Raw genomic sequence first — 25,527 nt, forward strand, 5'->3', positions numbered from 1 at the left:
AAGGTCAAGCCGCCGTGCGCCGGACGCAAGCTGGCTGAGGGCGGGTGCTGATGAGAATCAGTCTTTCAAGTACCGTTTGATGTGCCAGCGGTCATGATACCAGAGCCATTGACCCGGATACTCCCTCACCCAGCTTTCGACCTTGTCGTTCAGCACCTGCGCCGTGGCGGTGACGTCGACGCTGCCGTCGGACTTGCGGGGGATGGCGATCGCCGGTTCGATCTCCAGCCGGAAACGGCCGCCCGGCAGGCGGATGCAGCGGGCCGGGTACACCTCGCAGTTGAACTGGCGCACGAGCTTGGCAAGCAGCGGGTTGGTCTGCACGTCCTGGCCGAAGAACTTGGTCTTCAGCCCCTTGCGGAACTTCTGGTCGACCAGAACACCCACCCCCTGGCCGCGTTCGAGCTGGCGGGCGAGCGCAAAGGAAGAGCCGGCATGCGACGGCACGAGCTTACCCATGCGCTCCTCGCGGAACTTGAACACCTTTTCGGCCACATAAGGGTTGTTCGGCGGGCGGAAGAGCACCGTCACGTCGAGCCCGAAGGCGGAGCCGGCCACCGGCAGCATCTCGAAATTGCCGCTGTGGGCGGTAAAGACGATGAAGGGACGCGGATTGTCGCGAAGCTCAAGGAACAAGGGAATGCCCGAGACCTCGACCCGGCCGGGCGTCGTGCGCTCCGGGTCAAAGTCGAAGAGCCGATCAAGGAACACGTATTCGGCCGCCATGCGGCCCATGTTGCCCCAGCTTTCGAGCGCGATCTCGTTGATCTCCGCTTCGCTCTTTTCCGGAAAGGCGTTGCGCAGGTTGGTGAGCGTCAGCTTCTGGCGGCTGGTCTTCGGGCCGATGAACCGCAGGGCGCGATCCATGAAGCTGATCGCGCCGTCGGCGGGAAACATCTTCAGGATCGTCAAGAGCAGGAACACGAACTGCGCAATCAGCCACTGGCGGAAACGATCCGCCGCCAGCACCAGCCGTGTGATCACCATGCGCACGTCGGATCAATCCATCTTCAGGATGATCTTGCCGAAGATCTGGCGCGATTCCATGCGCTCCAGCGCCCGGTCGATCTCATCGAGGCTGATTTCAGTGTCGATCACCGGATGCACGAGACCGCGGGCCATCTTCTGCATGGCGTTGGCCATGTTTTCCATGCGGCAGCCGAAGGAGCCGAGCAGCTTCAGCTGCTGCTGGAAGAGCATCATCAGGTTCATGTCGGTGGACACGCCCGAGGTCGAGCCGCAGGTGACGAGACGGCCGCCACGCTTCATGCAGAGCATCGAACCGGCCCAGGTGTCCTTGCCGACATGTTCGAAGACGACGTCGACACCCTTCTTCTTGGTGAGCTTGCGCACCACACCCTCGAAACGGTCGGTGCGGTAGTTGATGACGTGATCGGCACCAAGCGCCTTCGCCTTCTCGATCTTGTCGTCGGAGCCGACCGTGGTGATCACGGTGCAGCCGATCTTCTTGGCGAGCTGGATCGCCGCCGAGCCGATGCCGGAACCGCCGGCATGGACGAGGATGGTTTCACCGGGCTCGAGCTTGGCATTGTCGAAGAGCATGTGCTCGACGGTGCCGAAAGTGACCGGGGCAAGGGCTGCGGCAACCGCGTCGACGCCCGGAGGCGCCGGAACGAGCAGGCGCGCCGGCAGGTTGATCTTTTCCTGAGCGAAGCCGTCGAGATGGAAGCCGTGTACGCCACCGACATGTTCGCAGAGGTTGTCGCGGCCTTCCTTGCACGGCCGGCACAGACCGCAGGTGCGCGCGCCATAGACCGAAACGAGCTGGCCCGGAAGCACGCTCGAAACGCCCGGACCGATGCTGTCCACGACGCCGGAGGCTTCCGCACCGATGACGAGCGGCATCTTGCGCTTGGCAAAGGCCATGCCCCGCCAGCCCCAGACGTCGATATGATTGAGCGCGACCGCCTTGACGCGCAGCGTCACCTCGCCGGGGCCGGGTGCTTCCGGTTCCGGGATGTCGGTGATTTCGAGCTTGCGGTCATCGAGCAGTTGCAGGGCGCGCATGGTTCTTCCTTTAAATGTTCAGATCGACAGGCGGCATATACACGTCTTGTGGGCATGTCGCCATTCTACAGAGAGCGGCGCTACCCCCCTCTGCCCTGCCGGGCATCGCCCCCACAAGGGGGGAGATTGGATGTGGCACCCCTTTGCCCTTCACGAAAAGCACCGAAATCGGGCCTTGCTATTGGAGCGATCGGCCGGCCGCGCGTCGATCTCCCCCCTTGTGGGGGCGATGGCCGGCAGGCCAGAGGGGGTATTTCGTTTCGCCGGGTTTTCCGGCTCAAGCCGGCTCGGCCGTCATCACCAGGCTGGCGTTCTGGCCGCCGAAACCGAAGGAGTTCGACAGCACCGCAGACACCTGCTGGCTGCGCTTCACGTTCGGCACCACGTCGAGCACGATCGCCGGATCGGGGTTCTGGTAGTTGATCGTCGGCGGCAGCGTGCCGGTCAGCATCGTCTGGATCGAGAACACCGCCTCGACCGCACCGGCGGCCGTCAGCGTGTGGCCGATCATCGACTTGTTGGACGACACCGGGATCGACGGCAGGCGTTCGCCGAAGACGGCCGACATCGACAGATACTCCATCTTGTCGTTCTCGGGCGTCGAGGTGCCGTGGGCGTTGATGTAGCCGATGCCGTTCTCGTCGATGCCGGCGTCGGCAAGGGCCGCGCGAATCGTCGCGATCGCCGGGCCGCCGTCCGGCGAGGAGCGCGTGCGGTGGAAGAGGTCGGCCTTCTCGCCGCAGCCCTTCAGGATACCGAAGACGCGGGCGCCGCGGGCAACTGCCGCTTCGAGCGATTCCAGCACGAGGGTCGCCGCACCTTCGGCAATCACGAAGCCGTCGCGGTCCTTGGTGAAGGGCTTGGACGCCTTCTCCGGCGGGTCGTTCTGGGTGGAGAGCGCCGACAGCAGCGCGAAGCGGATCAGCGCCTCGGCGCTGACCGAACCGTCGGTCGCAACCGTCAGCGCGCGATCGGTGCGGCCCTGACGGATCGCCTCGACGCCGAGCTGGATCGCGGTGGCACCCGATGCACAAGCGGTCGACAGCGTCACCGGCAGGCCGCGCGTGCCGAAGCGATCGGCAAGGCGTTCCGAGATCGCGCCAAAGAGCACGGCCTCATGGAATCCGGGATCGGCCTTCTCGCGCATCGCGGTCAGGAAGCGATTGTAGGCGTCGCCCGGCTGGGTCGACGGCGGCGACCGGTCGGCCAGTTCGAAGCGCGCGCTCCATTCCGGCTCGATCGGCGGGGCGGCGAGAAACAGCGGGCCGTTGAAATCGCCGGAAAGGCCGGCCTGCGCCAGGGCTTCGAGCGTTGTTTCACGCGCCATGGCGTAGGAGCGCTCGACCGAATTGGCAGCCGGCACCTCGATGAAATCGACCATGCCCGAAATGCGCGTGTTCAGGCCTTCCGTCGGAAAGCGGGTGATCTTGCGGATGCCGGAGACGCCACCGGTCAGCGCCGCCCAGTTGTCTTCGAGGCCCTGGCCGAGCGACGTGATGACGCCCATGCCGGTGACGGCGACGATCGGACGGCCGAGATGATCCTTGTAAGCGTTGCTCATCAATCGTTCCTCTTATTCGGCCGAAAGGACCGCGACACCTTCGCCGCGTGAGTGACCGATCGTGGTCACAACCGCCGACTGGGCAGCAGCCGTCATCGGCTTTTCAAAGCTGGCGTCGAAGGCGGGAACCTTGGCGCCGTGTCCGAGCGTCAGTGCGGCAAGCGCCAGGCCCGCCGGAAACTGCGCTTCGATGCTGTGGCCGACAAGGCCGCCATAGGCGCGCACCGGTGCGCCGGCAAGCTTGGCTTGCAGAAACGCCTTCTCGCTGGCGACGAGATCGTGAAAACCTGATGTGCCGGAGAAGACCACCGTCTGTGCCGGATCGAGCTTTTCGGCCGGCTTTACGAGATCGACAAGGCGGGCTTCGAGCCTGCCGTCGGCGCGGCTGCCGCGATCGCTGCCGATCGCGTCGATCGTCGCATAGATGCGGGCGCCGCGGGCTTCGGCGTATTCACGGGATTCCAGCATCAGGAAGGCGCCGACCGACCCGGGGATCATGCCGCCGCCATTTTCGCGGCTGCGCGACCAGATCGGGTGCCATTGGCCGGTGGCCTGTCCCTGGATCGCCTCGATCATCAACATGATGTCGAGACGCTCGGCCGAAAATGCACCACCGACCAGCGTGTGCGTCGACTGTCCGGCCTTGATGCGGAAGAAGGCCGTTTCGATCGCCGAGATGCCGGCCGCCTCTTCGCCCATGAAGGTGCGCGACGATCCCGTCACCTTGTGCACGATGGAAATGTTGCCGGCGAGAAGGTTGGAAAGCTGGGCCAGGAACAGCGTCGGGCGCAGTTCGGTCGTCAGCTTCTCGTTCAGCACCTGCTCGCGATCGTTGCGCTTCAGCGCCTCGTCGACGATCAGCGAATCGACGTTGATGTCGCGCTCGCCGCCGCCGGCAGCGACGATCATGTCCATGCTGCCGCAGGCTTCCAGATTGTCCTTGAGGCCGGCGTCATCAAGGGCCAGACCGGCGGCAAAGACGCCGAGGCGCTGCCAGTTTTCCATCTGGCGCTGGTCGCCACGCTTGGCGATCTGCTGCGACCAGTCGATTTCCGGCAGCGGATGCACCGGATAGGGGCTGAACCTTTCGGTCTCGACGCGCACGGCCGGCGAAGTGCCGGCGGTCAGCAATGCCAGATGCGGCTCGACGCCGACGCCCTGGCTGGTGACGATACCGACGCCGGTGATGACAACGTCGTTTGCAGATTTGCTCATCTTACTTCTCCGAACCGGCTGCCGCCGAAAGCGCCGCCATCAGACCCACTTCTCCAGCCCGCTTGCGCACGATATCGCCGAGCGGGACCTGATCGAACGGCATCGTCCGCAGCTTCAGCTGGGCGTCGCAGACCTTCTTGCCGGCCGAGGTGATTTTCGCCTTGGTGACGGAAAAACCCGAACCTTCGTGCTCGAGGAACGCCTCGATCTCGAGTTCGGCATTCGGCTCGACGAAGGTGCGCATCTTGGCGCCGTCGACCGACATCAGGAAAGGCATGGCGGCAAAATTGGTGGCGGCGAGCACCAGGAAACCGGACGCCTGGGCCATGGTCTCGATCAGAAGCACGCCCGGAACCAGCGGGTAGCCCGGGAAATGGCCTTCGAACACCGGGCTCTTTTCGGGAACCACGGACCGCGCCGTCAGCCGGCCAGCCGAAAGATCGACCGTTTCGACACGATCGATCATCTGGAAGTATTCAAGGAGCATTGAGGCTCACCTTGTTGGTTTTTAGGCCGTATGTTCGGGCTCAAGTAAAAACGCCAATGCCGCCTGTCAAGCGCGGGGCGCGACGGGCGGCATTGGAAATCGAGTAGCAAGGCCCGGGCGAAAGCCCGATCAGCCCTTGGCAGCCCGCAGTTCGTCGATCTTGGCGCAGAGGTTCTTCAGAACGAAGTACTCTTCGGTTGAAACCTTGCCTTCGTTGACTTCCTGCGTCCACTGCTCGAGCGGGATCTTGATGCCGAACTCCTTGTCGATCGCAAACACGATGTCGAGGAAGTCCAGGCTGTCGATGCCGAGATCGTCGATCGTGTGGCTTTCCGGCGTAATCGTCTCGCGATCGATCTCGCTCGTTTCCGCGATGATGTCGGCAACCTTGTCGAATGTAGCTGTCACGCGCATACCTCTAATATTTTAAAGTCGAGTCTCGGCGATCCTATAGGTAAATGCGCCGCAAAAGCCAATGGCCTTGATGGCAAAGGCCTGAGAATTGGACAACGGTGTTGCCGCAAAGCTAGGTCAGACCGCCACCGAATGGCGGCCACGACCATTGCCAAGATAGGCGTCGAACGCCGCCGCGACCGAACGGGCAAAGGGGCGGCCGCGCTCCGTGAGCCGGAAAACGCCGTTCTCGATCGTTGTCAGCCCGTCGCCATCGCGCGCCCGAAAGAGCCTCGCTTCCTCGATCACGGTGCCGGCCAAACCCGGAAATGCCTGCTCGACCTCTCCGAAAGAGAACTCGAAATGGCACATGATGTCGGCGATCACCTTTGCTCTCAACCGGTCGTCCGGCGTGAAGCGGTAGCCGCGGACCGCTGCCAACCCCGTGTTCTCCACATGGCGCAGATATTCGCCGGTTGCCGGCATGTTCTGCACGTAACCTTGGCGAAACTGCCCGATCGCCGAGGCACCGAGCCCGATCAGCGTCTCGGCGGCATCGTCCGTATAGCCCTGGAAGTTGCGGCGCAGGCGCCCTTCCCGATTGGCGCGCGCCAGGCTGTCCCCGGGCTTGGCGAAATGGTCGATGCCGATCGCCTCGTAGCCGGCAGCCAGCAGCATCTCGGCCGCCCGCGTCATCTGGGCAAAGCGCTCGACTATACCGGGCAGGCTCTCGTCCGGGATCATCTTCTGGTGCGTCTTCATCCACGGCACGTGCGCATAGCCGAAGAGCGCGACACGATCTGGATCGAGCGTCAGCACCGCCTCCATCGTGCGTTCCAGCGACGGGAGGCTCTGATACGGCAGTCCATAGAGCACGTCGCAGTTTACCGAGTGCACGCGCCGCGCTCTGGCCGCCTCGATCGCATCGCGCGTCTGCTCGAAGGTCTGGATGCGGTTGATCGCCTTCTGCACCTGCGGGTCGAAGTCCTGGATGCCGAAACTCGCCCGCGTCATGCCGATCTCGGCCAGCGCATCATGGCGCGCTTCGTCGAGGTCGTTCGGATCCATCTCGACACTGATCTCGCAGTCGGGCGCGAAGGTGAAGTGATCGGCAAGCGTGCGCTTCAGCGCGATCAGATCCTCCGGCCTGACGAGCGTCGGCGAACCGCCGCCCAGATGCAGTGCCGTCACCCGCGCTTCGCGGTTCACCCGACCACCGATCTCCGCAACCTCGCGATGCAAACCTCGAAGATAGGTTGCCACGGGGTCGTAACGCAGCGTCTGCTTGGTATGACAGGCACAGAACCAACAGAGACGATCGCAGTAGGGCACATGAGCATAGAGCGAGATCGCCTCGCCGGCGCCGATCGTACCGAGCCAGTTTTGATAGTCGCCCTGTCCCACGGCCTCGGAGAAATGCGGCGCGGTCGGGTAGCTGGTATAGCGCGGCACTGGGCTGGCATGCTTGAGGATGAGTGCGTCTTCCATCGGTCTCTCCGCTGTCTTGCGGATGAGATAGGACGGATCGCGAAACCCGCCTTTGATTTTGATCAAGTCGCCGAATTAACACGTTAAAATTGACAATGCTCAAGCCGGCGTGAGACATTGTTTCGCGCTTTCGAAATTAGCACCTGTCAACTCTTGATTTAACGGCCGGCATCCTCTTTGGTCATCCTGCTGCATGTATCCTTCAAGGGACAAAACATGCAGCACTTCAAAGTGCTACAGCGACCTTTGCGCGTCCGATGAGACGCGCGGCGCTGTCAGAGCAACGACATGCAGGTAGAAAGAATTGCAGATCGTGAACGAACATCGCCGCAAGGATATCCATAACTCGGACATTCCGACCGTCTGCGCTGCCTGCGAGGCGCGCCATGGCGGCGTATGCGGCACACTCACGCCGGATCAGCTTCTCGACCTCAGCCGCCACTCGACCCGCCGCAGCATCGAGCCCGGCCGCGAGGTCATCGGCCAGGGCGAGACGACCGACAGCTATGCCAACATCATCAACGGCGTCGTCAAGCTCAGCAAGGTTCTGGCCGACGGCCGCCAGCAGATCGTCGGCCTGCAGTTCGCCCCTGACTTCATGGGCCGCCCCTTCACCCGCGAAAGCGCGCTGACCGCCGAAGCGGCCGTCGACACCGACATCTGTTGTTTCCCGCGCACGGTCATCGATCGTCTCGTCTCGGAAGCGCCGGGCCTGGAGCACCGGCTGCACGAGCAGGCGCTGAAGGAACTGGACGAAGCGCGCGACTGGATGCTGACGCTCGGCCGCAAGACGGCGCAGGAGAAGGTCGCAAGCTTCCTCTACATCATCGCCACCCATATCGACCCGGAAAAGGGCACGGCTAACGAGTTCGACCTGCCACTGTCGCGCGCCGACATCGCCGATTATCTCGGCCTGACGATCGAGACCGTCAGCCGCCAGATCACCAAGCTGCGCAAGGACAACGTCATCCGCATCGAAAACAGCCGCCACGTCACCGTGCCGAGCCTCGACCGGCTGATGCATGTGGCCGGGATCGACTGAGCGACGCTCAGCGGCTCTCAGGCGCCCTGGCTCGACGCCGCACAAAACATCTGCACGAGATTGCCCCTCACCCTAACCCTCTCCCCGCAGGCGGGGAGAGGGAACGAGGGCGGCCGCAACGCCGCCTTCCGCGGCGCCGTCATAGCTGAAAATCAAACGGGCCTGTTGAGACCGAGCGGGTGCCGCAACTTCCCTTCTCCCCGCCTGCGGGGAGAAGGTGCCGGCAGGCGGATGAGGGGCAACGTCCGTCGACAATTGGATGAGGGCGCAGAATCACCGCGTAATCACGATCCGGGTGTTCTTCAGCCCATGCTCGCGCGTCAGCGCAAAAAACTCGGCGGCGTTGTTCGGGTGCAGCCGTACGCAGCCGTGCGATGCCGGGCGGCCAAGCCGCTTGATGTCATAGGTGGCGTGGATGGCATAGCCGCCGTTGAAGAACACGGCGTAGGGCATCGGCGCATCGTCGTATTTGCGCGAGCGATGGTAGCGCGAGAGCCATTTGGCGCTCCAGCTGCCGCGCGGCGTGACGTAGCCCCTGCGGGCCGTCGACACCTTCCAGCGATACATGACGACGCCGTACTGGCGGACGGTCATAGTTTGCGACGACAGGCTGATATCGGCAATGAGATTGGCGGCGTTCACCGGTTGAACGGGAAACTGCAGCAGAGCGGCAATCAGCGCAGTCAAAAGGGTTTTGCGCATGCTTCTCTCTCCGGAAAAAAGAACACTTACCGGTGGAACCAGACGTCCCAGGGAGAATAACTGACCGAATATGATCCGATATTAATACATATGGAAAGCAAAGTCTTAACGCGAAGGTCAACTTCCGCGATCAAATCATTGCGATTGCAACAACGGCTGCGGTCATGACCGTGCAGGCGCCGTAAAAGACGGCGATGCCCGCATCGATGTCTTTACTGGTTGCAACAGCCCGGCCCGGACCGTTGATCATCGGCTCGCTGACCTTGACGCCGCCATAGATGCGCGGACCGGCCAGTTGCAGGTCGAGCGCGCCGGCCATCGCCGCTTCCGGCCAGCCGGAGTTGGGCGAACGGTGCAGGCCGTGGTCGCGCAGCGCCACGGTCAACGCGTCCCTGGCAGCCCGCGCGCCGCTGCGGATCAGCGCACCGGCTGCAATCAACAGGATCGAAAGCCTTGCTGCCGGGAGGTTGGCGAGATCGTCGAGCCGGGCCGAAGCCCAGCCGAAATGCAGATATTTCGGCGATTTGTGCCCGATCATCGAATCGGCCGTGTTCAGCATCTTGTAGGCGAGAAGTCCGGGCAGGCCGGCAACCGCATACCAGAAGGCCGGCGCCACGACGCCGTCGGAGAAATTCTCGGCGAGGCTTTCGATCGCCGCACGGCAGACCGCCGGCTCGTCCAGCGTCTTCGGATCGCGGCCGACGATCATCGAGACGGCCGCCCGCCCACCTTCGAGACCGCCCTGGCGCAAGCCCTCGGCGACACGGCGCACGTGATCGGCAAGGCTCTTCTGCGCCAGGAAGACCGCGACCAGCACCGCTTCCAGCAGGAAGCCGAGCGGACCGAAGGCGGCAAACAGGCGATGCAGCAGGTGGCCGAACCAGGCGCTCAAGACAAGCAGCAGCACGATGGTGACGACGCCCCGACGCTTGCGCGCGCCATCCTCCAGGTCGTCACGGTTCAATCGGCCGTCGAGAAACCCGATCGCCTTGCCGAAGAAGACAACCGGATGCGGCACACGCGCCCAGAGCCAGTCCGGATCGCCGACAACGCGGTCGATCACCAGCGCGAGCGCGAGGATAAGAAGGATGGTCTCCGACACGTCAGAGCTCCATCCGGGAAAGCGCGTCCGCCAGCCGCCGGTCGCCGGCAGCATCCGGTGCAAGGCCGATTCTTAGCCAGGTCGGCGCATAGTCGAACTTGCGCGTGAGGATATGGGCCTCGCAGAGCCGCTCCTGCAACAGAGCCGCCCGCGCATGCTCGACCAGGACGAAGAGCCCCGTGCCGCCGATGCGGGTGAGCCCTGCCCCATCGAGAGCCGCACCGAGACCGGCGTGACGCTCGAGAATGCCGGCGGCGATCGCCTTCGTATCGCCCTGCATCAAGGCTTTCGAGATCGTCAGAGCCGGGCCGGAGACGGCCCAGGGGCCGAGCCAGTCGGCAAAGGACTGAAGCACCGGCTCCGTCGCGACGACGAAACCGAGGCGCAGGCCTGCAAGCCCGAAGAACTTGCCGAAGGAACGGAAGACGATGAGGTTGCCCTCACTGCGCACGTGGCCGGCAACGCTCAATTCCGGCTGAAGATCGCCGAAGGCTTCGTCGACCAGAAGCAGCCCGCCATGCGCCTTCTGCCTTGCGGCAATCGCCAGAAGCTCCGCCGGCGCAAAGGCGCGGCCGGTCGGGTTGTTGGGGTTCACGATGACGACGAGGCCATGCTCGGCGCCGACACCATCGACATCTTCGACGCGATCGACGGCGAAACCCGCAGCCGAGAGCACACGGGCATATTCGCCGTAGGTCGGCCCGAAGATGGCGACGCGCCTGTTTGCGGACGGCTTCACGCTTCCATGCAATCCCGGGCGCAAGACCGCTTCGTACGTTTGCTGGAATTGCATCAGACGCGGCAGAAGCTGGATCACCGACTGGGTGCCCGGCACCGGCAAGGGCAACACGCCGTTGGTACGGTAGTATCGGGCAGCCGCCTGCCGGGCATCGTCCACCGTTTGCCGATCCGGCAGCCGGTGCCAGGCACGCTCGGGGACCTGAGGCACGGCGACGGGGCACGGGTTGATGCCCGTCGAAAGATCGAGCCAGTCTTCAAGCCGGCCGCCAAAGCGTGCCGCGGCCTCGGTTATGCCGCCACCATGAACGATCGGCGCACTCATGCCGCGCCTGCGATGTCGATGAGATGCATGAAGGAGCCGGCGACATTGCCGCGCCGCAAGCCCGCATGGCCGAGACCCTCGCCGGCGGCATCGCTCACCGAAAACAGCCGATCGGCCGCCCCTTCGGCGACGATGGTCGCGTAATGAAATTCGTGCGCCGTCATGGGTCCATCGAAGAATGTGTTGTCGACAGGCACGACGCGGCGATAGCCGAGGTGCCGCCTGCGCTCGGCAAAACTGGTCGTCAGCGGCAGCAGGCCGAGCATGTCGTAGCGCGCGCCATCGGCAGCGACAAGCCCTTCGCCGAGCACCATGTAGCCGCCGCATTCCCCAAAAATCCGGGCGCCGCGGTCGGCCGCCGCATGTATGCCTGAACGGAAGCGAGAGGCCGCGCTCAACCGCCCCGCATGCAGCTCCGGGTAGCCGCCGGGCAGATAGACAGCGTCGGCATCGGGATTCGGCGCCTCGTCGGAGAGCGGCGAGAAGAACGCGATCTCGGCGCCGGCCCGGCGCCAGTCGAAGAGCAGATGCTCGTAGCTGAAGGCAAAGGCGATATCACGCGCCACAGCGATACGCTGGCCGAACGGAGGCAACCGCTCGACACCCGTCGGTGCCGCCTCCTGCGGAAGGATCGTTGCGATCAGGCGGATCGCATCGAGGTCGCAGTTCGCCTCCACGCGCTCGGCGGCGGCTTCGATGAAACCTTCCAGCGCCCCATGTTCGCCGGCCTGGACCAGCCCGAGATGGCGTTCCGGCAGTTGCAGCGCCTTGTCCTGCCGGAGCACACCGAGGACAGGCATGCGCACCTTGCCGAGCGCATCGCGCAGCATCATTTCATGCCGGTCGCTGCCGACCTTGTTGAGGATGACGCCGACGACCCGGATATCGTCGCGATGATCCGCATAGCCGCGCACGAGCGCGGCGACCGATTGGGACATGCGGGCGCAGTCGACGACCAGAATGACCGCGAGGTTCAGCGTTGCGGCAAGGTCCGCGGGCGTGCCGGAGCCGTCGGCAGCGCCGTCATGCAACCCCATCATCGCTTCGACGATCAGGGTGCGCCCTCCGGAAGCGGCGTGCGACGCATTGGCAAGCAGCAGCTCCGGCCGCATAGCCCAGGGATCGTAGTTGAAGCAGGGCTCCCCGGTCGCAGCCGCGTGGAACGCGGGGTCGATGTAGTCAGGCCCCGCCTTGCCGGGCGCAATCGCGACGCCGCGCTTCTTCAAGGCACGCATCAGCCCCAGCGTCACCGTCGTCTTGCCGGAGCCCGACGAGGGGGCGGCGATCAAAAGACCGCTCATGCCGGGTTCCTGAGAATGCGATTGGCGAAGGGATCGGCTGCAAGCTTTTTCCCGTCAAGCGCGCCGATCCAGTCGAGAGCCGCGCGAAGCCGCACCACCTCGCCGACGACGACGATCGCCGGCGGCTCAAGGCCCGCCGCCGCGACATCGGCCTCGGCGCGCGAAAGCGTCGTTTCGAGCACCGCCTGGTCCGCCGTTGCCGCGTTGCAGACGAAGGCAACCGGCTCGTCCGGCGAGCGGCCGCCGGCAATGAGATTGGCGGTGATCGCGCCGATGTGCTTCATCGCCATGTACATGACGATCACCGGCGAGCCGCTGGCGATGCCCTGCCAGTTGATGCGGTCCGGCACCAGACCGGAGGAATCGTGCCCTGTCAGGAAGGTGACGGCGTGGTTGACTTCGCGATGCGTGACCGGAATGCCGGCGTAGGCAAGGCCACCGATGCCGGCGGTGATGCCCGGCACGATGCGAAACGGCACCTGGTGCTCGACCAGCGTCAGTGCCTCCTCGCCGCCGCGGCCGAAGACGAAGGGATCACCGCCTTTGAGCCGCAGCACGCGGTTGCCGGCGCGTGCGAGCTCGACGAGGCGAAGCGAGATGTCGCGCTGCTTCGGCGATGGCTTGCCGCCGCGCTTGCCGGCAAATTCGAGCACCGCGCCCGGCCGCGCCAGCTTCAGGCAGTCCTCGTTGACCAGCGCGTCATGCACGATCACATCCGCCTGGCGCAGTGCGTTGGCCGCATGCAGCGTCAGAAGGCCTGGATCGCCCGGCCCGGCACCGACCAGCCAGACCGAACCTTTCTCGAGCGCCGGCAATCCGGCAAAGAGGTCGTCGATCATGCGTGCTGCCTCACCCTTACACCGGCGCCGCCCGAAGGTGCGCCTGACGCGATCCCTGAACATCCGGATTCCCCTTCAGAGCAAACCCGGACAAAATATTGATTCAATTCAATAACATGGAAGCCCATCAGACGATCTCCGCCGCCTGGGTGCGCTTCTCGACGCGCAAGCTCGCCGGTCCGGCAAGTGCGGCCGTTGCGTGCGCGGAGACGATCTTCGGCACGATCAGCACGGCTGCGCTGCCGGCGCCGACCAGCGCCGCCCCCTCGGCAACCCCATGACAGCCCGTATGGGCAAAGACGATCTTTGAGGGCGTGGCGAGGCGCGCGGCCTCGGCTTCGAGCGTGGCGGCATCGTAGAAGGCCGCCGGCACCGCGAAATGTCGGGCCGCAGCCAGGATCGCCGGCTCCCTGGCGCGCGCATCGAGCGAAGCGACCAGCCCAAGGTCCCCCGCGCTCGCCCCGGCATCCGCGAGCGCGCGCTCGGCAAGGGCGATCACCTCGTCGGCGGGCGTGCCGCGCTCGCAGCCGAGCCCGAGGACCAGTCCGGTTCCTGCTCTTGTCGTCTGTGCAGATTGTTGGCCCGATGCCATCGGCGGCCGGCTCCCTTCGTCGGTTTTCCTTAACGAAGCGCCGGCCGGAACGGACGTCCCGGGCCGATCTGGACAGCACCGGCTGGAGGCCCCCTACTTGGGTCGGCCGCACCGGACGCTCTTTCAGTCCGCCAAAGCGGACGCCGTCGCATGTCCGTCATTTTTACCGGAGCGCGCAAGACCGGTCAAACCGGATTGCGCCATGGCGATGTCGCCTTTGGGGAAGACGGTCACTAGCCCGCCGTACCGTTACAACCGCCTTTTCCGGCCATCACGCGATAGAAAGCGCCTCTATCCGGAAACACAGCGACTCAGGGCAAGATTTTGAATCCTTGAAAGATTTGACCTCTTCCGGCCCCACTCCTCAACCACGCCGCGACAGAAGGCTTTGCAAATCGCGCCCGGCTCTGACACAAGGCGCCAAAGCCCCAAACCTCTCCCTCCCTTGAGTCCTCCCGTGCAAGACCTCGCCTTCCACCTGCTCGCCTTCCTGTTCGTTGCCGCCTTCATCGCCGGCTTCATCGATTCGATTGCCGGCGGCGGAGGCATGATCACTATTCCGGCCATGCTGATCGCCGGCATTCCGCCGCTACAGACGCTCGGCACCAACAAGCTGCAGGGATTGTTCGGCTCCGGCTCGGCAACGCTCTCCTATGCGCGCAAGGGCCACGTGAACCTGAAAGAGCAATTGCCGATGGCATTGATGTCGGCGGCGGGTTCGGTGCTTGGCGCGCTGCTTGCCACCGTCGTTCCCGGCGACGTGCTCAAGGCGGTGCTTCCCTTCCTCTTGATCGCGATCGCGCTCTATTTCGGCCTGAAGCCGAACATGGGCGATGTCGACCAGCACCGCCGCGTCACGCCCTTCGTCTTCACGCTGACGCTGGTGCCGCTGATCGGCTTTTACGACGGCGTCTTCGGCCCCGGCACCGGCTCCTTCTTCATGCTCGGCTTCGTCACGCTCGCCGGCTTCGGCGTCCTGAAGGCGACGGCACACACGAAGTTCCTGAACTTCGGCTCGAACGTCGGCGCCTTCGGCGTCTTCCTCTTCTTCGGCGCCATCCTCTGGAAGGTTGGCCTTTTGATGGGCCTCGGCCAGTTCCTGGGCGCTCAGGTCGGCTCGCGTTACGCCATGGCCAAGGGCGCCAGGATCATCAAGCCGCTGCTCGTCATCGTCTCGATCGCACTTGCGATCCGCTTGCTTGCCGACCCGACGCATCCCTTGCGGATCTGGCTGGGGCTCTGAGGCGAGGCGCCTTCAACCAGGCCACAAGAAGTCAGCGATATCCGCCGGCAGGGCGAGGAACGGTGCCGGCTGTCCCGCCCGCGGACCGAAGATCGTCTGCTGACCCTGCCCTTTCTGCCTATTCCTTTTTGACTGCCACCCCTACCACCGAAGGGCTATCGACACTTCTCCGGGGCCGCACGATGTAGGTTTTCAGACCGCATCGGAATGTTTCGTTTCGCCATAGCCACGCCCAAGCCCCGTCAAAATGACCTCAGAAGACGCAGAACCCCGCAGGAAATACACTGTCCGCTACCCGAGCGGCGTGACCGCCGAGGAAGGCATCGCCCTCCTGGAGCAGACATGCGCCGATATCGCCCCGCATCTCACCCTGAGCGAGATGGCCGACGGCGCCACGATCGAAGGCGAGCCATGGCAGGTCCTCTCCCTCTGCCTCGCCCTGCCGCTCTTCGAGATGAACGAGGTGCGTTAGGCCAGCCGAAACTGGCGGGTGGCCTGGATTGCGGACCGGCGGCGCGTTGGCACCCTTCATTGGCAACCTGAAGCTTCACCCAATTGGGGGATGCAAGCGCTCTACACTCCAGGTGTATCATACTCAAAACTCAACCATTAAGTGAGGCGGATAGACCGCAAGGGAGCGATCCCGTCACAACAACAAGCCCGGAGGCGTTACATGAAGACGTGGCAAGCACTTCTGATTTCTGCATCCCTAATCGCCGGCGGAATACTCGCGTCAGCAAAGCCTGGCATGACAGACGCAGGGGCCTGGGAAACCGTTTCCGGGGGTGCCGGATTCTTTTACAACACCCAAACAAGAGAAATGATCTGGTGCGAGGTCAAGACGTCAAAGGGCTATTGCGGGAAGGTTGCCGCATTCTAGGATTGGCCGGATCAGAACCGTATTTATAGCGACCGCCCTGCGCGTAGACGACGGTCCTTGGGTGGTCGCGCTTGCCCAGTCGGGGTCTATCTGCATTTTCCAGGCCAGCCTATCCAGGCGATGGTCGCGCGCTCTGCCTCCTTGTGCTCACATTCGAGGGCTGAAGTAGGCCATGGACAAAGCCGGCGTCGCCTTCCTCGTGCTCATCTGCATTCTCGTTGTCTTGGTATTGAGCATCCTAATGTTCGAACCGGGGGTCGAGACAGCACCACCGGAGCTGCCGGCGATGGTCCCAAGCAACTAAGGCCTTCTGCCTAGAAGCGCGCGCCCTGCGCATCGCGCCACGTCTAATCTGTCGCCGGTTTCATCCACCTCTCCGGCGGGAGGCAAAGGTCGCCATTGGAGTGGCGCTGGATCTGAAACCGTCGGTAAATCATGGTCGACATTGCGGTTGTAGTGCTATCGGAAAACGCAACCTACCATATTGCATTTTCTCAGCGCTCGTCCTACGCGATGACTCTCGCAACTTTTGCGGGAAAATCACACATGGGAGACTACTAATGAAGTTCGTTATTACCGCAGTGGCATCGCTCGCTCTTGCCGGTTCTGCCTTCGCCGCCGTTCCCTCGACGGCCGTCCAGAAGAAAGCCGGCGTGAAAGCAGCCGATCAGATTGAAGTAGCCGCCGGCCAAAATCGGAGCCGAAACGCTACCGGCACGGGCAACAATGGTCCCAGGAAGGGCAACACCCCCTCAAGAGCAGCGCACATCAACTGACCAAAAAAGGGCGGCTCCGGCCGCCCTGATTTTCGGTAATAAGCGGCTAGGGCGGGAGGCGGTGACGTCCTCCCTAAGGCCCCACAAGCAACCCACGCCAACTCATCTCCGAAATCCGCTAACCAAGACCAAAGTTGAGCTTTCCCACCCCTTGAACCTCCAGTCACTAGAGATTGCAAGGTGACGCTAGTGCTTCTCCAACAGGCAGGCGGCGGCCGCGCGGACCCGCCTGTACCGGCAAGCATCGTCCTGTTATTGCGCTCTCGTCGAGGTTCCGATGTCCACCGCCCTGCCCGCCATCCTGATGCTCGTCGTCGGCCTGTTCACCCTGGCGCTCGCGATCCTGCGCCGCGTGCAATCCGGCCGCTCGCCCGTGGTTCTGACCTATGGCGACGATGCGGAAGGCTTTGCCGGCAAGCTCTTTCGCGTGATCGTGGCGGCGCTGGTGGTGCATCTGCTGGCGATCGCCGCCTTCCCCGAAGCCGTCACCGCCGCATTCGGCCGGATCCCGGCGCTCGATATGCCCATCCTTCAAGCCGTCGGTATCGTGCTGATGGCACTTGGCGGTGGGCTGACCATGCTTTCGCAATGGGCCATGCGCCATTCCTGGAAGATCGGCATCCCCGAAAAGCAGGACGCGCCGCTCGTCACCTCCGGCCTCTATGCCTTCTCCCGCAACCCGATCTATGTCGGCATGGTCGCAGCACTGATCGGCACCGTGCTGGCCGTGCCCAACGTCGTTTCGGTGGCGCTGGCGCTTTCCGCCTGGATCTCGATCTCCTACCAGATCCGCATGGAGGAAACGCACCTCGCCCGTTCGTTCGGCGAATCCTACATCGCTTACTGCAGGAGTGTTCGCCGGTGGGTCTGACTGGAGGAAGAGCACGCATCCGGCCTCCCTTGCTGTCTTTCCGCATCACCCACAACGAGCTCGATCTCTGTAAGCCCTGAACAAAAAGTATGCAGTCCCCGACATCGCATACGCTGACGTCATGTTAATGAGCATGATCAATGCATAAAGGACCGACGCGCCCGCGATATCACACGAGATCCTGAGCAGTACTGGAATAACAAATACCTCATCGCTCAACAACATTACCAAAAATGGAGCGATAAATATTATTCCAAATATAAAAACGCCCATAAATAACATAGAATCCAATTTATACGAACAATACAAAGACGAAACAAAGCTAATAAATACAGAAACAGATAGAATCGTGTGCGCAATGTAAATCGAATTTGCAATCCAATAGGACGCACTCACACAGGTATCGAGACTCAATCCCTTGATTCCGAACCGTCTAACAACATCATGGCCGTCGAAAAGGGTTACATAAAAATAGACAAAGACGGTCGCGAGAAGAAAACCAAATGCAAGGAGTGCCGCATAAGGACCAAATGCCTTTCTGAGGTCAAGATCGCTGTAGTTCAATTTGCAAACACCACTCTAAACTGAACAAAACTCTCTTCTTGGGGCATGGCAGCTGTCACCAGTTCATGCGTTCAGCTAGCCGATGCTGAACGTCAAAACACCGCCAGCAGCAGTGCCCCAGCAGCAATGAAAACGACGCCGAGCCAGTTCATCAGGCTGAGCTTTTCGCCGAGGAAAAGCACGCCGAAGATCGCGACCATGACGATCGAGAGCTTGTCGATCGGCGCGACACGGGCCGCGTCGCCGAGTTTCAGCGCGCGGAAATAGGCAAGCCACGAAGCGCCGGTCGCAAGACCGGACAGGGCTAGGAACAGCCAGGTGCGGCCCGGGATCTCGGACGGCTTTTGCCATTGCCCGGTCGCGGCCACGATGCCGGCGAGCACAAGTAAGATGACGACGGTGCGGATCAGCGTCGCGAAGTCTGAATTGATCTGCGCGACCCCGACCTTGGCGCACACCGCCGTCAGCGCAGCAAAGGCCGCCGAAAGCAGCGCCCAGAACTGCCAGCTCTGGCTCATCAGAACTCCACGCCCTGCTGCGCCTTGATGCCCGAGCGGAACGGATGCTTGATCAGCTCCATCTCGGTGACGAGATCGGCGATCTCGATCAGGTCCTCCTTGGCGTTGCGGCCGGTCAGAACCACATGGGTCATGTGCGGCTTTTCTTCCTTGAGGAAGCGTACGACTTCGGCAACGTCGATGTAATCGTAGCGCAGCGCGATGTTGATCTCGTCGAGCAGCACCATCGAGTTGCGCTCGTCGCGGATCAGCTCCTTGGCCTTTTCCCAGGCCTTCTCGGCCATCGCCACGTCGCGGGCGCGGTCCTGCGTTTCCCAGGTGAAGCCTTCGCCGAGCGTGTAGAACTGGCAGACGTCGCCAAAGTGCTTTTCGATCAGTTCGCGCTCGCCGGTCACCATCGCGCCCTTGATGAACTGCACGACGGCGCAGGGCATGCCGTGCGCAATGTGGCGGAAGATCATGCCGAAGCCGGCGGTCGACTTGCCCTTGCCCTTGCCGGTGTTGACGATGATCAGACCCTTCTCATCGGTCTTCGTCGCCATGATCTTTTCGCGCGCCGCCTTCTTCTTCGCCATCTTCATGGCGTGGCGGGCATCGTCCTTCTCGGCGGGGGCTTCGCCGCTGTTTGTGATCTCTTCGCTCATGATAACTCCCTCAGGTCTTGAGTTCGCGGGATGGACAGCCGCCCTCGTCCCGCTTCGGTTCCTGTCCGCGTTGCACTGAACAGCGAAACGGAACCAGGTCTTTGCTTCCACGCAATTCCGGACGGAAAACCGTCACCCCGGAACCGCTCTATTGGTTGCCGGCGCGACGCCGGGTTGCTGCCGTGCCGATGCCGGCAAGTTCAAACCGCGCCGAGTTCGAGCGTGGCGTCCAGAGATTGCGGTCGATTGCTTCAAGCAGGCGTTCGGCAAGCTCGGCAAAGGCGGCCGGGTTCTTGTCGCGCATGAAGTCAGCCACGCGCTCGTCGACGATGAAGGCCTGATAGGCGGCCTCGAAATGATGGTCGCGCACCGCACCCGTGGTTGCAGCAAAGGCGAACATGTAATCGACCGTCGCGGCGATCTCGAAGGCACCCTTGTAGCCATGGCGCATGACGCCGTCGATCCACTTGGGATTGACGACGCGCGCCCGCACCACCCGGCCGATCTCCTCCTCCAGCGACCGGATGACGGGCTTTTCCGGGCGGGAATGGTCGTTGTGATAAATCGCCGGGCGACTGCCACCGAGATGTTCGGCAGCAGCACTCATGCCGCCTTCGAACTGATAGTAGTCGTCGCTGTCCAAGAGGTCGTGTTCGCGGTTGTCCTGGTTCTGCACCACCGCCTCGATCGTGCGCAGGCGCTCCTCGAACAGGTCGCGCTCGGCCTTGCCCTCCTCACCGGCGCCATAGGCATAGGCGCCCCAGGTGAGGTAAGCCTCGGCGAGATCGGCTTTGCTCTCCCAGCCCTTCTCGTCGATCAGCGCCTGCAGGCCGGCACCATAGGCACCGGGCTTGGCGCCGAAGACGCGATAGGAGGCGCGACGTGCGGCCTCTGCGGCTTCCACGCCCTCCGCCTCCAGCCGCCGGCTTTCCGCCCGCATCCGCGCGGCGATCATGTTGTCGGCGTCGTCCTCCTCCAGCGCACCGACGGCGCGGATCGCCTTGTCGAAGAGCGCGATCTGGTCCGGGAAGGCATCGCGGAAGAAGCCGGAAATGCGCAAGGTCACGTCGACGCGTGGCCGGCCGAGCATGGCAAGCGGCACGATCTCGTAGCCCATCACCCGGCGCGAGACCATGTCCCAGGTGGGCTTGGCGCCGATCAGCGCGAGCGCCTGGGCGATATCGTCGCCGCCGGTGCGCATGTTGGCCGTGCCCCAGGCGGTGAGCCCGAAGGAGGACGGCCATTCGCCGTGATCCTGCAGGTAGCGGCGGATCAGCAGTTCGGCGGATTTCTTGCCGAGTTCATAGGCCGCCGGCGTCGGCACGGCGCGGCTGTCGACCGAATAGAAATTGCGCCCGGTCGGCAGCACGTCCGGACGTCCACGCGTCGGCGCGCCGGAGGGACCGGGCGCAACGAAGCTGCCGTCAAGGCCAGTGAGGAAGCCGGCCATCTCGGCAGCACCCGAGCCGGCGATCGAGGGCTTCAGGCGGCTGTCGATTTCATCGAGCACGGCACGGGTGTTGGTCCAGCCATCAGGGCAGGTCTGTTCGCCGGAGACGAACGTCGCCGCCAGCAATTCGATGCGCTCGACCGTATCGCCGGAGGTGCGCCAGGGGGCATCCGAGAGGTCGGCGAGGATGGATGGTTTCGGCCCCGTCCAGGCGCCCGACATGACGCAGTCGAGCGGGTCGAAGGATTGCCCGTCGGCGGTGACGCCATTCAACCCCGCATCCGCAGCGATCGCCCGCTGCAGGCTCTGGTCGCCGCCCTCGCCGAGACCGCGGGGAACACGGGCCAGAGCCACGGTCAGATCGGTCAGGAGCCGTCCCTCCGGGGCGACGCCGAAGATGTGCAGCCCGTCGCGGATCTGCATTTCCTTGAGGTCGCAGAGATAGGCGTCGAGCTTTTCCAGCGCCTTGTCGTCACTGTCCCCCCTGTCGATGCCGGCGTCGCTGTCGAGGCCGATGTCGCGCACGAGATCGAGGATCTGGCGGCTGAGCAGACGCAGGCGCCGCGGGTCGCCGCCGGCAGCGTCGTAATACTCGTCGACCAGCGCTTCCAGATCCTTGAGCGGCCCGTAGGATTCGGCTCGGGTCAGCGGTGGCGTCAGGTGGTCGATGATGACGGCGCTGGTGCGGCGCTTGGCCTGTGTGCCTTCGCCCGGATCGTTGACGATGAAGGGATAGATGTGCGGCAGCGGCCCGAAGATCGCCTCGGGATAGCAGGTTTCCGACAACGCCAGCGCCTTGCCCGGCAGCCATTCGAGATTGCCGTGTTTGCCCATGTGCACGATCGCCTGTGCGCCGAACTGCCGGCGCAGGAAGGCATAGAAGGCGAGATAACCGTGCGGCGGCACGAGGTCCGGCGAGTGGTAGCTTTCCTTCGGGTCGATGTTGTAGCCGCGCGCCGGCTGGATGCCGACGATGACCTCGCCGAAACGGGCAAGCGGCAGCGCGAAGGCGCCATCGAGGAAGAACGGATCGGCCTCCGGTGCGCCCCATCGCCCGGCGACTTCATCCTGAATACGTTTCGGAAGCGAATCGAAGAAAGCGTTGTAATCCTTAAGCAAAATCTGCTCGCGGACTTCGCGGTCACGGCTTGCCGCATTGGTCGGCCCGGCCATGAGGTAGCGCATCAGCGCGTCGCCGTCCTCGGGGATATCGCCGACGACATAGCCTTCGTTCGCAATCGCCCGCAGCACCTCGACGGTGCCGGCCGGCGTGTCGAGCCCGACGCCGTTGCCAAGCCGGCCGTCACGGTTCGGGTAGTTGGCCATGACGATGGCGATGCGCCGTTCGGACGGGCTGGCACGACGCAGCGTCGCCCAGTTGACGGCAAGGCTAGCTGCAAAACGCACCCGGTCTTCGAGCGGCTCGTGCCCGACGATATTGGCCTCGACCTTGGCATCGTAGATCGATGCCGCCTTGAACGAGACGGCGCGCGCAAGGATGCGGCCGTCGACTTCCGGCAAGGCCACGTTCATGGCGAGGTCGCGCGCCATCAGCCCCTGCGGCGAGGCCTCCCATTGCGCGCGCGACGAGCCGGAGAAGATCACCTGCAGCACCGGCGCACCGGTCGATTCCAGCACCGTCGGCTGCCGGTCGGCACCCGGCGAGGACACCGCAAAGCCGGTTGCGTTCATCACCACGTCGGGGGCGGCTTCGGCGAAGATCGCCTGCAGCGTCCCGACGGAGACCGCATCCTTGAGGCTCGAGACGAACACCGGCAACGCCCGGCCCCCTTGCGCCGCCAACGCGGCGATCAGTGCTTCCACCGGCCGCGTCTCGCCGCTCTGGACGAGAGCGCGGTAGAAGCAGATGGCGACTGTCGGGGGTTCGAATCCCTCCCCAGCTACCAATTGCGACCGCGCTTGCTGGATGCACTCCCGCCATTCCGAAACCCCGATCACGCCCCGGCCCGGCCACCAGATGCCGGCCTTGAGCAACGGCTTGGCCGGCTGCGGTTTATCAGTGCCCGTAACCAGCGCCTCGGCATAGTCGAGGAACAGGCCGGCATTGTCGGCGCCGCCTTCGGTGAAATAGGCCCAGAGGCGCTGACGGTCGTCGGCTTCAACGATCGAGAATGGTTCCAGCCCCGGATCCGGCTTGTCGTCGCCGGGCAGCACCGCGATCTGGAAACGGTGCGTGACGGCAGCGGCATGCAAAGCTTCCAGCAGATAACGGAAATAGCTGGCGCCACCGAGCGGACGGACCACGATCAGCTTGGCATGACGGGCCGTGCGCTCGACGTAAGTGTCGACCGACATCGGATGCATCAGGTTCATGAGGCTGGCGATGCGCAGGCTCGTGCCACCATCGCGGCGACCGTGGGCCGCAGCGATCGAGGAAAGCTCGGTGTCGGCCGCCGACAGGAACAGGATATCGGCCGGCGTTTGCCCGAGATCGATTGCCTCGTTACCGTCGGCGATCGTTCCCTTCTGGGCGAGAAGCAGATGCATTCGTCTTGTCCGTTCGGGCAATCCCGAACGGAACCGCGTGTCGCGACGTCCGTTCGGAATTGCATCATTTCAATGCGTTAGATCATTTCCCTCAAGAAATGATCAGACGAGCGCGGCGATCGCAGCGCGCACGGCCGCTTCGTCCATGTCGTGCAGACCGATGACGACGAGGCGCGTGCCGCGCTTCTCGCCGGCGGCCCAGGCACGATCATAATACTGGTCGATGCGGGCGCCGACCGCCTGGATCAGCAGGCGCATCGGCTTGCCGGGAACGTCGGCAAAGCCCTTGAGCCGCAGCACGTCGTGCTCCGCGATCACGCCCTTCAGGCGATCGATGAAGGCCGAGGGATCGGCGATCGCACCGAGCTCGACGACGAAGCTGTCGAACTCGTCGTGGTCGTGCTCCTCGCCCGCCTCATGCTCCATCTCGTGGTGCGACTTGCGGTTGGCGATATCGCCTTCGGTGCCGACGCCGAGGCCGAGCAGGATGGCGGAGGCGACCTCGCCGTTCTTCGCCTCGATCATCGCCGGCTTGCGGCTGGTGCGCGAGGATACCTCGTCGCGCACGGCCTTGAGGCCCGAAGCGTCGATGAGGTCGGTCTTGTTGAGAACGATGAGGTCGGCGGCGGTCAGCTGGTCCTCGAACAGCTCCTCGATCGGGCTTTCATGGTCGAGATTGTCGTCCTCGACGCGCAGCGCATCGACCTTGTCGTGGTCATCGGCGAAGCGGCCGGCAGCAACGGCGGCGCTGTCGACCACGGTCACGACGCCGTCGACCGTCACTTCGCTGCGGATATCCGGCCAGTTGAAGGCGGCGATCAGCGGCTGCGGCAGCGCGAGACCGGAGGTTTCGATGATGATGTGGTCAGGACGGTTTTCACGCTCGAGCAGCTTCGTCATGGTCGGGATGAAATCATCGGCAACGGTGCAGCAGATGCAGCCATTGGTAAGCTCGATGATGTCGTCCTCGCTGCAGGCCTCCGCGCCGCAGCCCTTAAGCACGTCGCCATCGACGCCGAGATCGCCGAACTCGTTGATGATCAGCGCGATGCGCTTGCCGTCGGCATTCTGCAGCAGGTTGCGGATCATCGTCGTCTTGCCGGCGCCGAGGAAGCCGGTGATGACGGTCGCCGGGATCTTGCCGTGGCTGGCCTTCGCAGTGGTCATTGTTCAACCCTTCATTTTCAGCGGCAAACCGGCCGCGACAAAGTAAACTTCAGCGGATTTCTCCGCAACGATCTGGTGAAGCCGGCCGGCATGGTCGCGGAACTCGCGGGCCATGCGGTTCTCGGGCACGATGCCGAGGCCGACCTCGTTGGAAACAAAGACGAGACGCGCCCGCGCCTCGGGCAGGTACGCGGCAAGGGCTGCGAACTCCGCGGCCATGTCGCGCTCTTCAAGCATGAGATTGGTGACCCACAGCGTCAGGCAATCGACAAGGACGACATGATTGGCGTCATCGATGCGCCTGAGCACGCCGACGAGATCGACCGGCTCCTCATGCGTCGTCCAGCCTTCCCCGCGGCTCGTCCGGTGATGGTCGATACGCGCGCGCATTTCGTCGTCCCAGGCCCGTCCCGTGGCGACATAATGTCTGGTGAGGCCGGACGCTTCGACCAGCCTCTCGGAAAAGCCGGACTTGCCGGAGCGGGCGCCGCCGAGGACCAGGACCGGTCCGGCGCTGAGACTGCTCATCGCCACCGCCTCAACACGCCGAAATCAGCGGCAGGCGGCAACGGCCGTGGGGCGCGCCGGCGGCGCGTTCTTGAAAACATCTGTGAGCCAAAACAACCTCCGTGATGGCGTTGGAGACGACAGGTCTCCTCGGGCGGAATGCCCATGCCGGATGGCAGGTCTCCTGGCTCACGGCGTCACGGGGCCCGGCATCGCCTCGCCCCGAAGGAGCGAGGATCCGATGTCAGGACCCGAGCGGCCCGCCTCACCTTCCCGGCGTTTTTCAAGTTCGTGAAAGGCGGACGATTCGTAGAAGAAGAGGCGTCCAGCCCGGCTGATCACGATGCCACGCCAGTGGCTTTTCCGGTTCCGTCCACGTCTGCCGCGATTGCACCATGCAAGCGCCTGGCAGGCCTGAGCCTGAACCCGATGGCGAACCCTGACCGTTCTACAGTCGCGGGGTCGGCTGCGATAAGGATGCCCGATTTGGGTCCATCCGTCACATTCCCAATTATTCCCCCATGTCGCCACGACAGGAGGGAACCATCCAACGTCCGATGATTAGGAAGCGGCCAGCCCAAAGTCA

The 25,527-nt window shown here is 63.7% G+C and carries 23 protein-coding genes and 1 riboswitch; of the genes, 5 read left to right on the forward strand and 18 right to left on the reverse strand.

Translation table 11 applies throughout. From position 1 onward, the window contains the following. Nucleotides 1-57: 57 nt before the first annotated feature. The 7 genes from C1A35_RS10675 to hemN all read right to left on the reverse strand — a co-directional run bounded on the left by C1A35_RS10675 (nt 58) and on the right by hemN (nt 7,172). Nucleotides 58-987, reverse strand: coding sequence for a lipid A biosynthesis lauroyl acyltransferase (locus C1A35_RS10675; RefSeq protein WP_104664291.1), 930 nt, complete (start codon nt 985-987; stop codon nt 58-60). Nucleotides 988-999: 12 nt separating this feature from the next. Further along, a complete protein-coding gene (locus C1A35_RS10680) occupies nt 1,000-2,028 on the reverse strand; it encodes a zinc-binding dehydrogenase (protein WP_104664292.1) in 1,029 nt (342 codons plus the stop codon). A 277-nt stretch (nt 2,029-2,305) separates the two neighbouring features. Then, nucleotides 2,306-3,589, reverse strand: a complete 1,284-nt coding sequence (locus C1A35_RS10690; protein WP_104664293.1) for a beta-ketoacyl-ACP synthase — start codon at nt 3,587-3,589, stop codon at nt 2,306-2,308. Nucleotides 3,590-3,601: 12 nt separating this feature from the next. After that, nucleotides 3,602-4,804, reverse strand: a complete 1,203-nt coding sequence (locus tag C1A35_RS10695) for a beta-ketoacyl-ACP synthase (RefSeq protein WP_104664294.1) — start codon at nt 4,802-4,804, stop codon at nt 3,602-3,604. Nucleotide 4,805: 1 nt separating this feature from the next. Further along, entirely contained in the window at nt 4,806-5,291 is a 486-nt protein-coding gene (locus C1A35_RS10700) for a 3-hydroxyacyl-ACP dehydratase FabZ family protein (protein WP_104664295.1), read from the reverse strand. Between the two features lie 129 nt (nt 5,292-5,420). Beyond that, entirely contained in the window at nt 5,421-5,705 is a 285-nt protein-coding gene (locus C1A35_RS10705) for an acyl carrier protein (RefSeq protein WP_089044188.1), read from the reverse strand. A gap of 117 nt (nt 5,706-5,822) precedes the next feature. Beyond that, nucleotides 5,823-7,172: an oxygen-independent coproporphyrinogen III oxidase gene (gene hemN, locus C1A35_RS10710; protein ID WP_104664381.1), complete on the reverse strand. Its 1,350-nt coding sequence runs from the start codon at nt 7,170-7,172 to the stop codon at nt 5,823-5,825. Between the two features lie 304 nt (nt 7,173-7,476). On the opposite strand from hemN, the gene C1A35_RS10715 reads away from it, so the two are divergent. Continuing rightward, the gene (locus tag C1A35_RS10715) at nt 7,477-8,214 is read left to right on the forward strand and encodes a Crp/Fnr family transcriptional regulator (protein ID WP_104664296.1); all 738 of its coding nucleotides are present in this window, start codon (nt 7,477-7,479) and stop codon (nt 8,212-8,214) included. A 273-nt stretch (nt 8,215-8,487) separates the two neighbouring features. On the opposite strand, the gene C1A35_RS10720 is transcribed toward C1A35_RS10715, so the two are convergent. From C1A35_RS10720 to C1A35_RS10745, 6 genes are all read right to left on the reverse strand, one after another. Beyond that, nucleotides 8,488-8,916 carry a L,D-transpeptidase gene (locus C1A35_RS10720; RefSeq protein ID WP_104664297.1) on the reverse strand — a complete coding sequence of 143 codons (429 nt, stop codon included), beginning with the start codon at nt 8,914-8,916 and terminating at the stop codon, nt 8,488-8,490. A 130-nt stretch (nt 8,917-9,046) separates the two neighbouring features. After that, nucleotides 9,047-10,018 (reverse strand): adenosylcobinamide-phosphate synthase CbiB, encoded by a 972-nt coding sequence (cbiB, locus tag C1A35_RS10725; protein WP_104664382.1) that lies wholly within the window; start codon nt 10,016-10,018, stop codon nt 9,047-9,049. A gap of 1 nt (nt 10,019) precedes the next feature. Beyond that, on the reverse strand, nt 10,020-11,081 hold the full coding sequence (gene cobD / locus C1A35_RS10730) for a threonine-phosphate decarboxylase CobD (protein ID WP_104664298.1): 1,062 nt from the start codon (nt 11,079-11,081) through the stop codon (nt 10,020-10,022). After that, on the reverse strand, nt 11,078-12,382 hold the full coding sequence (locus tag C1A35_RS10735; protein WP_104664299.1) for a cobyrinate a,c-diamide synthase: 1,305 nt from the start codon (nt 12,380-12,382) through the stop codon (nt 11,078-11,080). Before C1A35_RS10735 ends, cobD begins: the two co-directional genes overlap by 4 nt. After that, on the reverse strand, nt 12,379-13,218 hold the full coding sequence (gene cobA / locus C1A35_RS10740; protein WP_440271519.1) for a uroporphyrinogen-III C-methyltransferase: 840 nt from the start codon (nt 13,216-13,218) through the stop codon (nt 12,379-12,381). Before cobA ends, C1A35_RS10735 begins: the two co-directional genes overlap by 4 nt. Before the next feature lie 130 nt (nt 13,219-13,348). After that, nucleotides 13,349-13,813, reverse strand: a complete 465-nt coding sequence (locus tag C1A35_RS10745) for a cobalamin biosynthesis protein (RefSeq protein ID WP_104664301.1) — start codon at nt 13,811-13,813, stop codon at nt 13,349-13,351. Between the two features lie 457 nt (nt 13,814-14,270). Between C1A35_RS10745 and C1A35_RS10750 the strand changes: the two genes are divergently transcribed. The 4 genes from C1A35_RS10750 (at nt 14,271) to C1A35_RS10765 (ending at nt 17,583) form a co-directional block, all read left to right on the forward strand. Next, nucleotides 14,271-15,056, forward strand: coding sequence for a TSUP family transporter (locus tag C1A35_RS10750; protein WP_104664302.1), 786 nt, complete (start codon nt 14,271-14,273; stop codon nt 15,054-15,056). A gap of 247 nt (nt 15,057-15,303) precedes the next feature. Further along, nucleotides 15,304-15,528, forward strand: coding sequence for a hypothetical protein (locus C1A35_RS35885; RefSeq protein ID WP_158665044.1), 225 nt, complete (start codon nt 15,304-15,306; stop codon nt 15,526-15,528). Nucleotides 15,529-16,496: 968 nt separating this feature from the next. After that, nucleotides 16,497-16,712 carry a hypothetical protein gene (locus tag C1A35_RS10760; RefSeq protein WP_104664304.1) on the forward strand — a complete coding sequence of 72 codons (216 nt, stop codon included), beginning with the start codon at nt 16,497-16,499 and terminating at the stop codon, nt 16,710-16,712. 277 nt (nt 16,713-16,989) lie between these two features. Further along, a complete protein-coding gene (locus C1A35_RS10765) occupies nt 16,990-17,583 on the forward strand; it encodes a methyltransferase family protein (RefSeq protein WP_104664305.1) in 594 nt (197 codons plus the stop codon). A 656-nt stretch (nt 17,584-18,239) separates the two neighbouring features. Here the strand turns inward: C1A35_RS10765 and C1A35_RS10775 are convergent. From C1A35_RS10775 to cobU, 5 genes are all read right to left on the reverse strand, one after another. Continuing rightward, complete coding sequence (locus C1A35_RS10775) at nt 18,240-18,665, reverse strand: EamA family transporter (RefSeq protein ID WP_104664307.1); 426 nt, start codon at nt 18,663-18,665, stop codon at nt 18,240-18,242. Then, nucleotides 18,665-19,309: a cob(I)yrinic acid a,c-diamide adenosyltransferase gene (gene cobO, locus C1A35_RS10780; protein ID WP_104664308.1), complete on the reverse strand. Its 645-nt coding sequence runs from the start codon at nt 19,307-19,309 to the stop codon at nt 18,665-18,667. Before cobO ends, C1A35_RS10775 begins: the two co-directional genes overlap by 1 nt. 148 nt (nt 19,310-19,457) lie before the next feature. Then, nucleotides 19,458-23,267, reverse strand: coding sequence for a cobaltochelatase subunit CobN (cobN, locus tag C1A35_RS10785; RefSeq protein ID WP_104664309.1), 3,810 nt, complete (start codon nt 23,265-23,267; stop codon nt 19,458-19,460). Between the two features lie 102 nt (nt 23,268-23,369). Then, nucleotides 23,370-24,434: a cobalamin biosynthesis protein CobW gene (gene cobW / locus C1A35_RS10790; protein ID WP_104664310.1), complete on the reverse strand. Its 1,065-nt coding sequence runs from the start codon at nt 24,432-24,434 to the stop codon at nt 23,370-23,372. 3 nt (nt 24,435-24,437) lie between these two features. Beyond that, nucleotides 24,438-24,962 carry a bifunctional adenosylcobinamide kinase/adenosylcobinamide-phosphate guanylyltransferase gene (gene cobU / locus C1A35_RS10795; RefSeq protein ID WP_104664311.1) on the reverse strand — a complete coding sequence of 175 codons (525 nt, stop codon included), beginning with the start codon at nt 24,960-24,962 and terminating at the stop codon, nt 24,438-24,440. 136 nt (nt 24,963-25,098) lie between these two features. Beyond that, nucleotides 25,099-25,504: riboswitch (cobalamin riboswitch) on the reverse strand. Nucleotides 25,505-25,527 lie beyond the last annotated feature (23 nt).

The sequence above is a fragment of the Ensifer adhaerens genome (assembly GCF_002940685.1).
GTDB lineage: Bacteria > Pseudomonadota > Alphaproteobacteria > Rhizobiales > Rhizobiaceae > Ensifer > Ensifer adhaerens_E.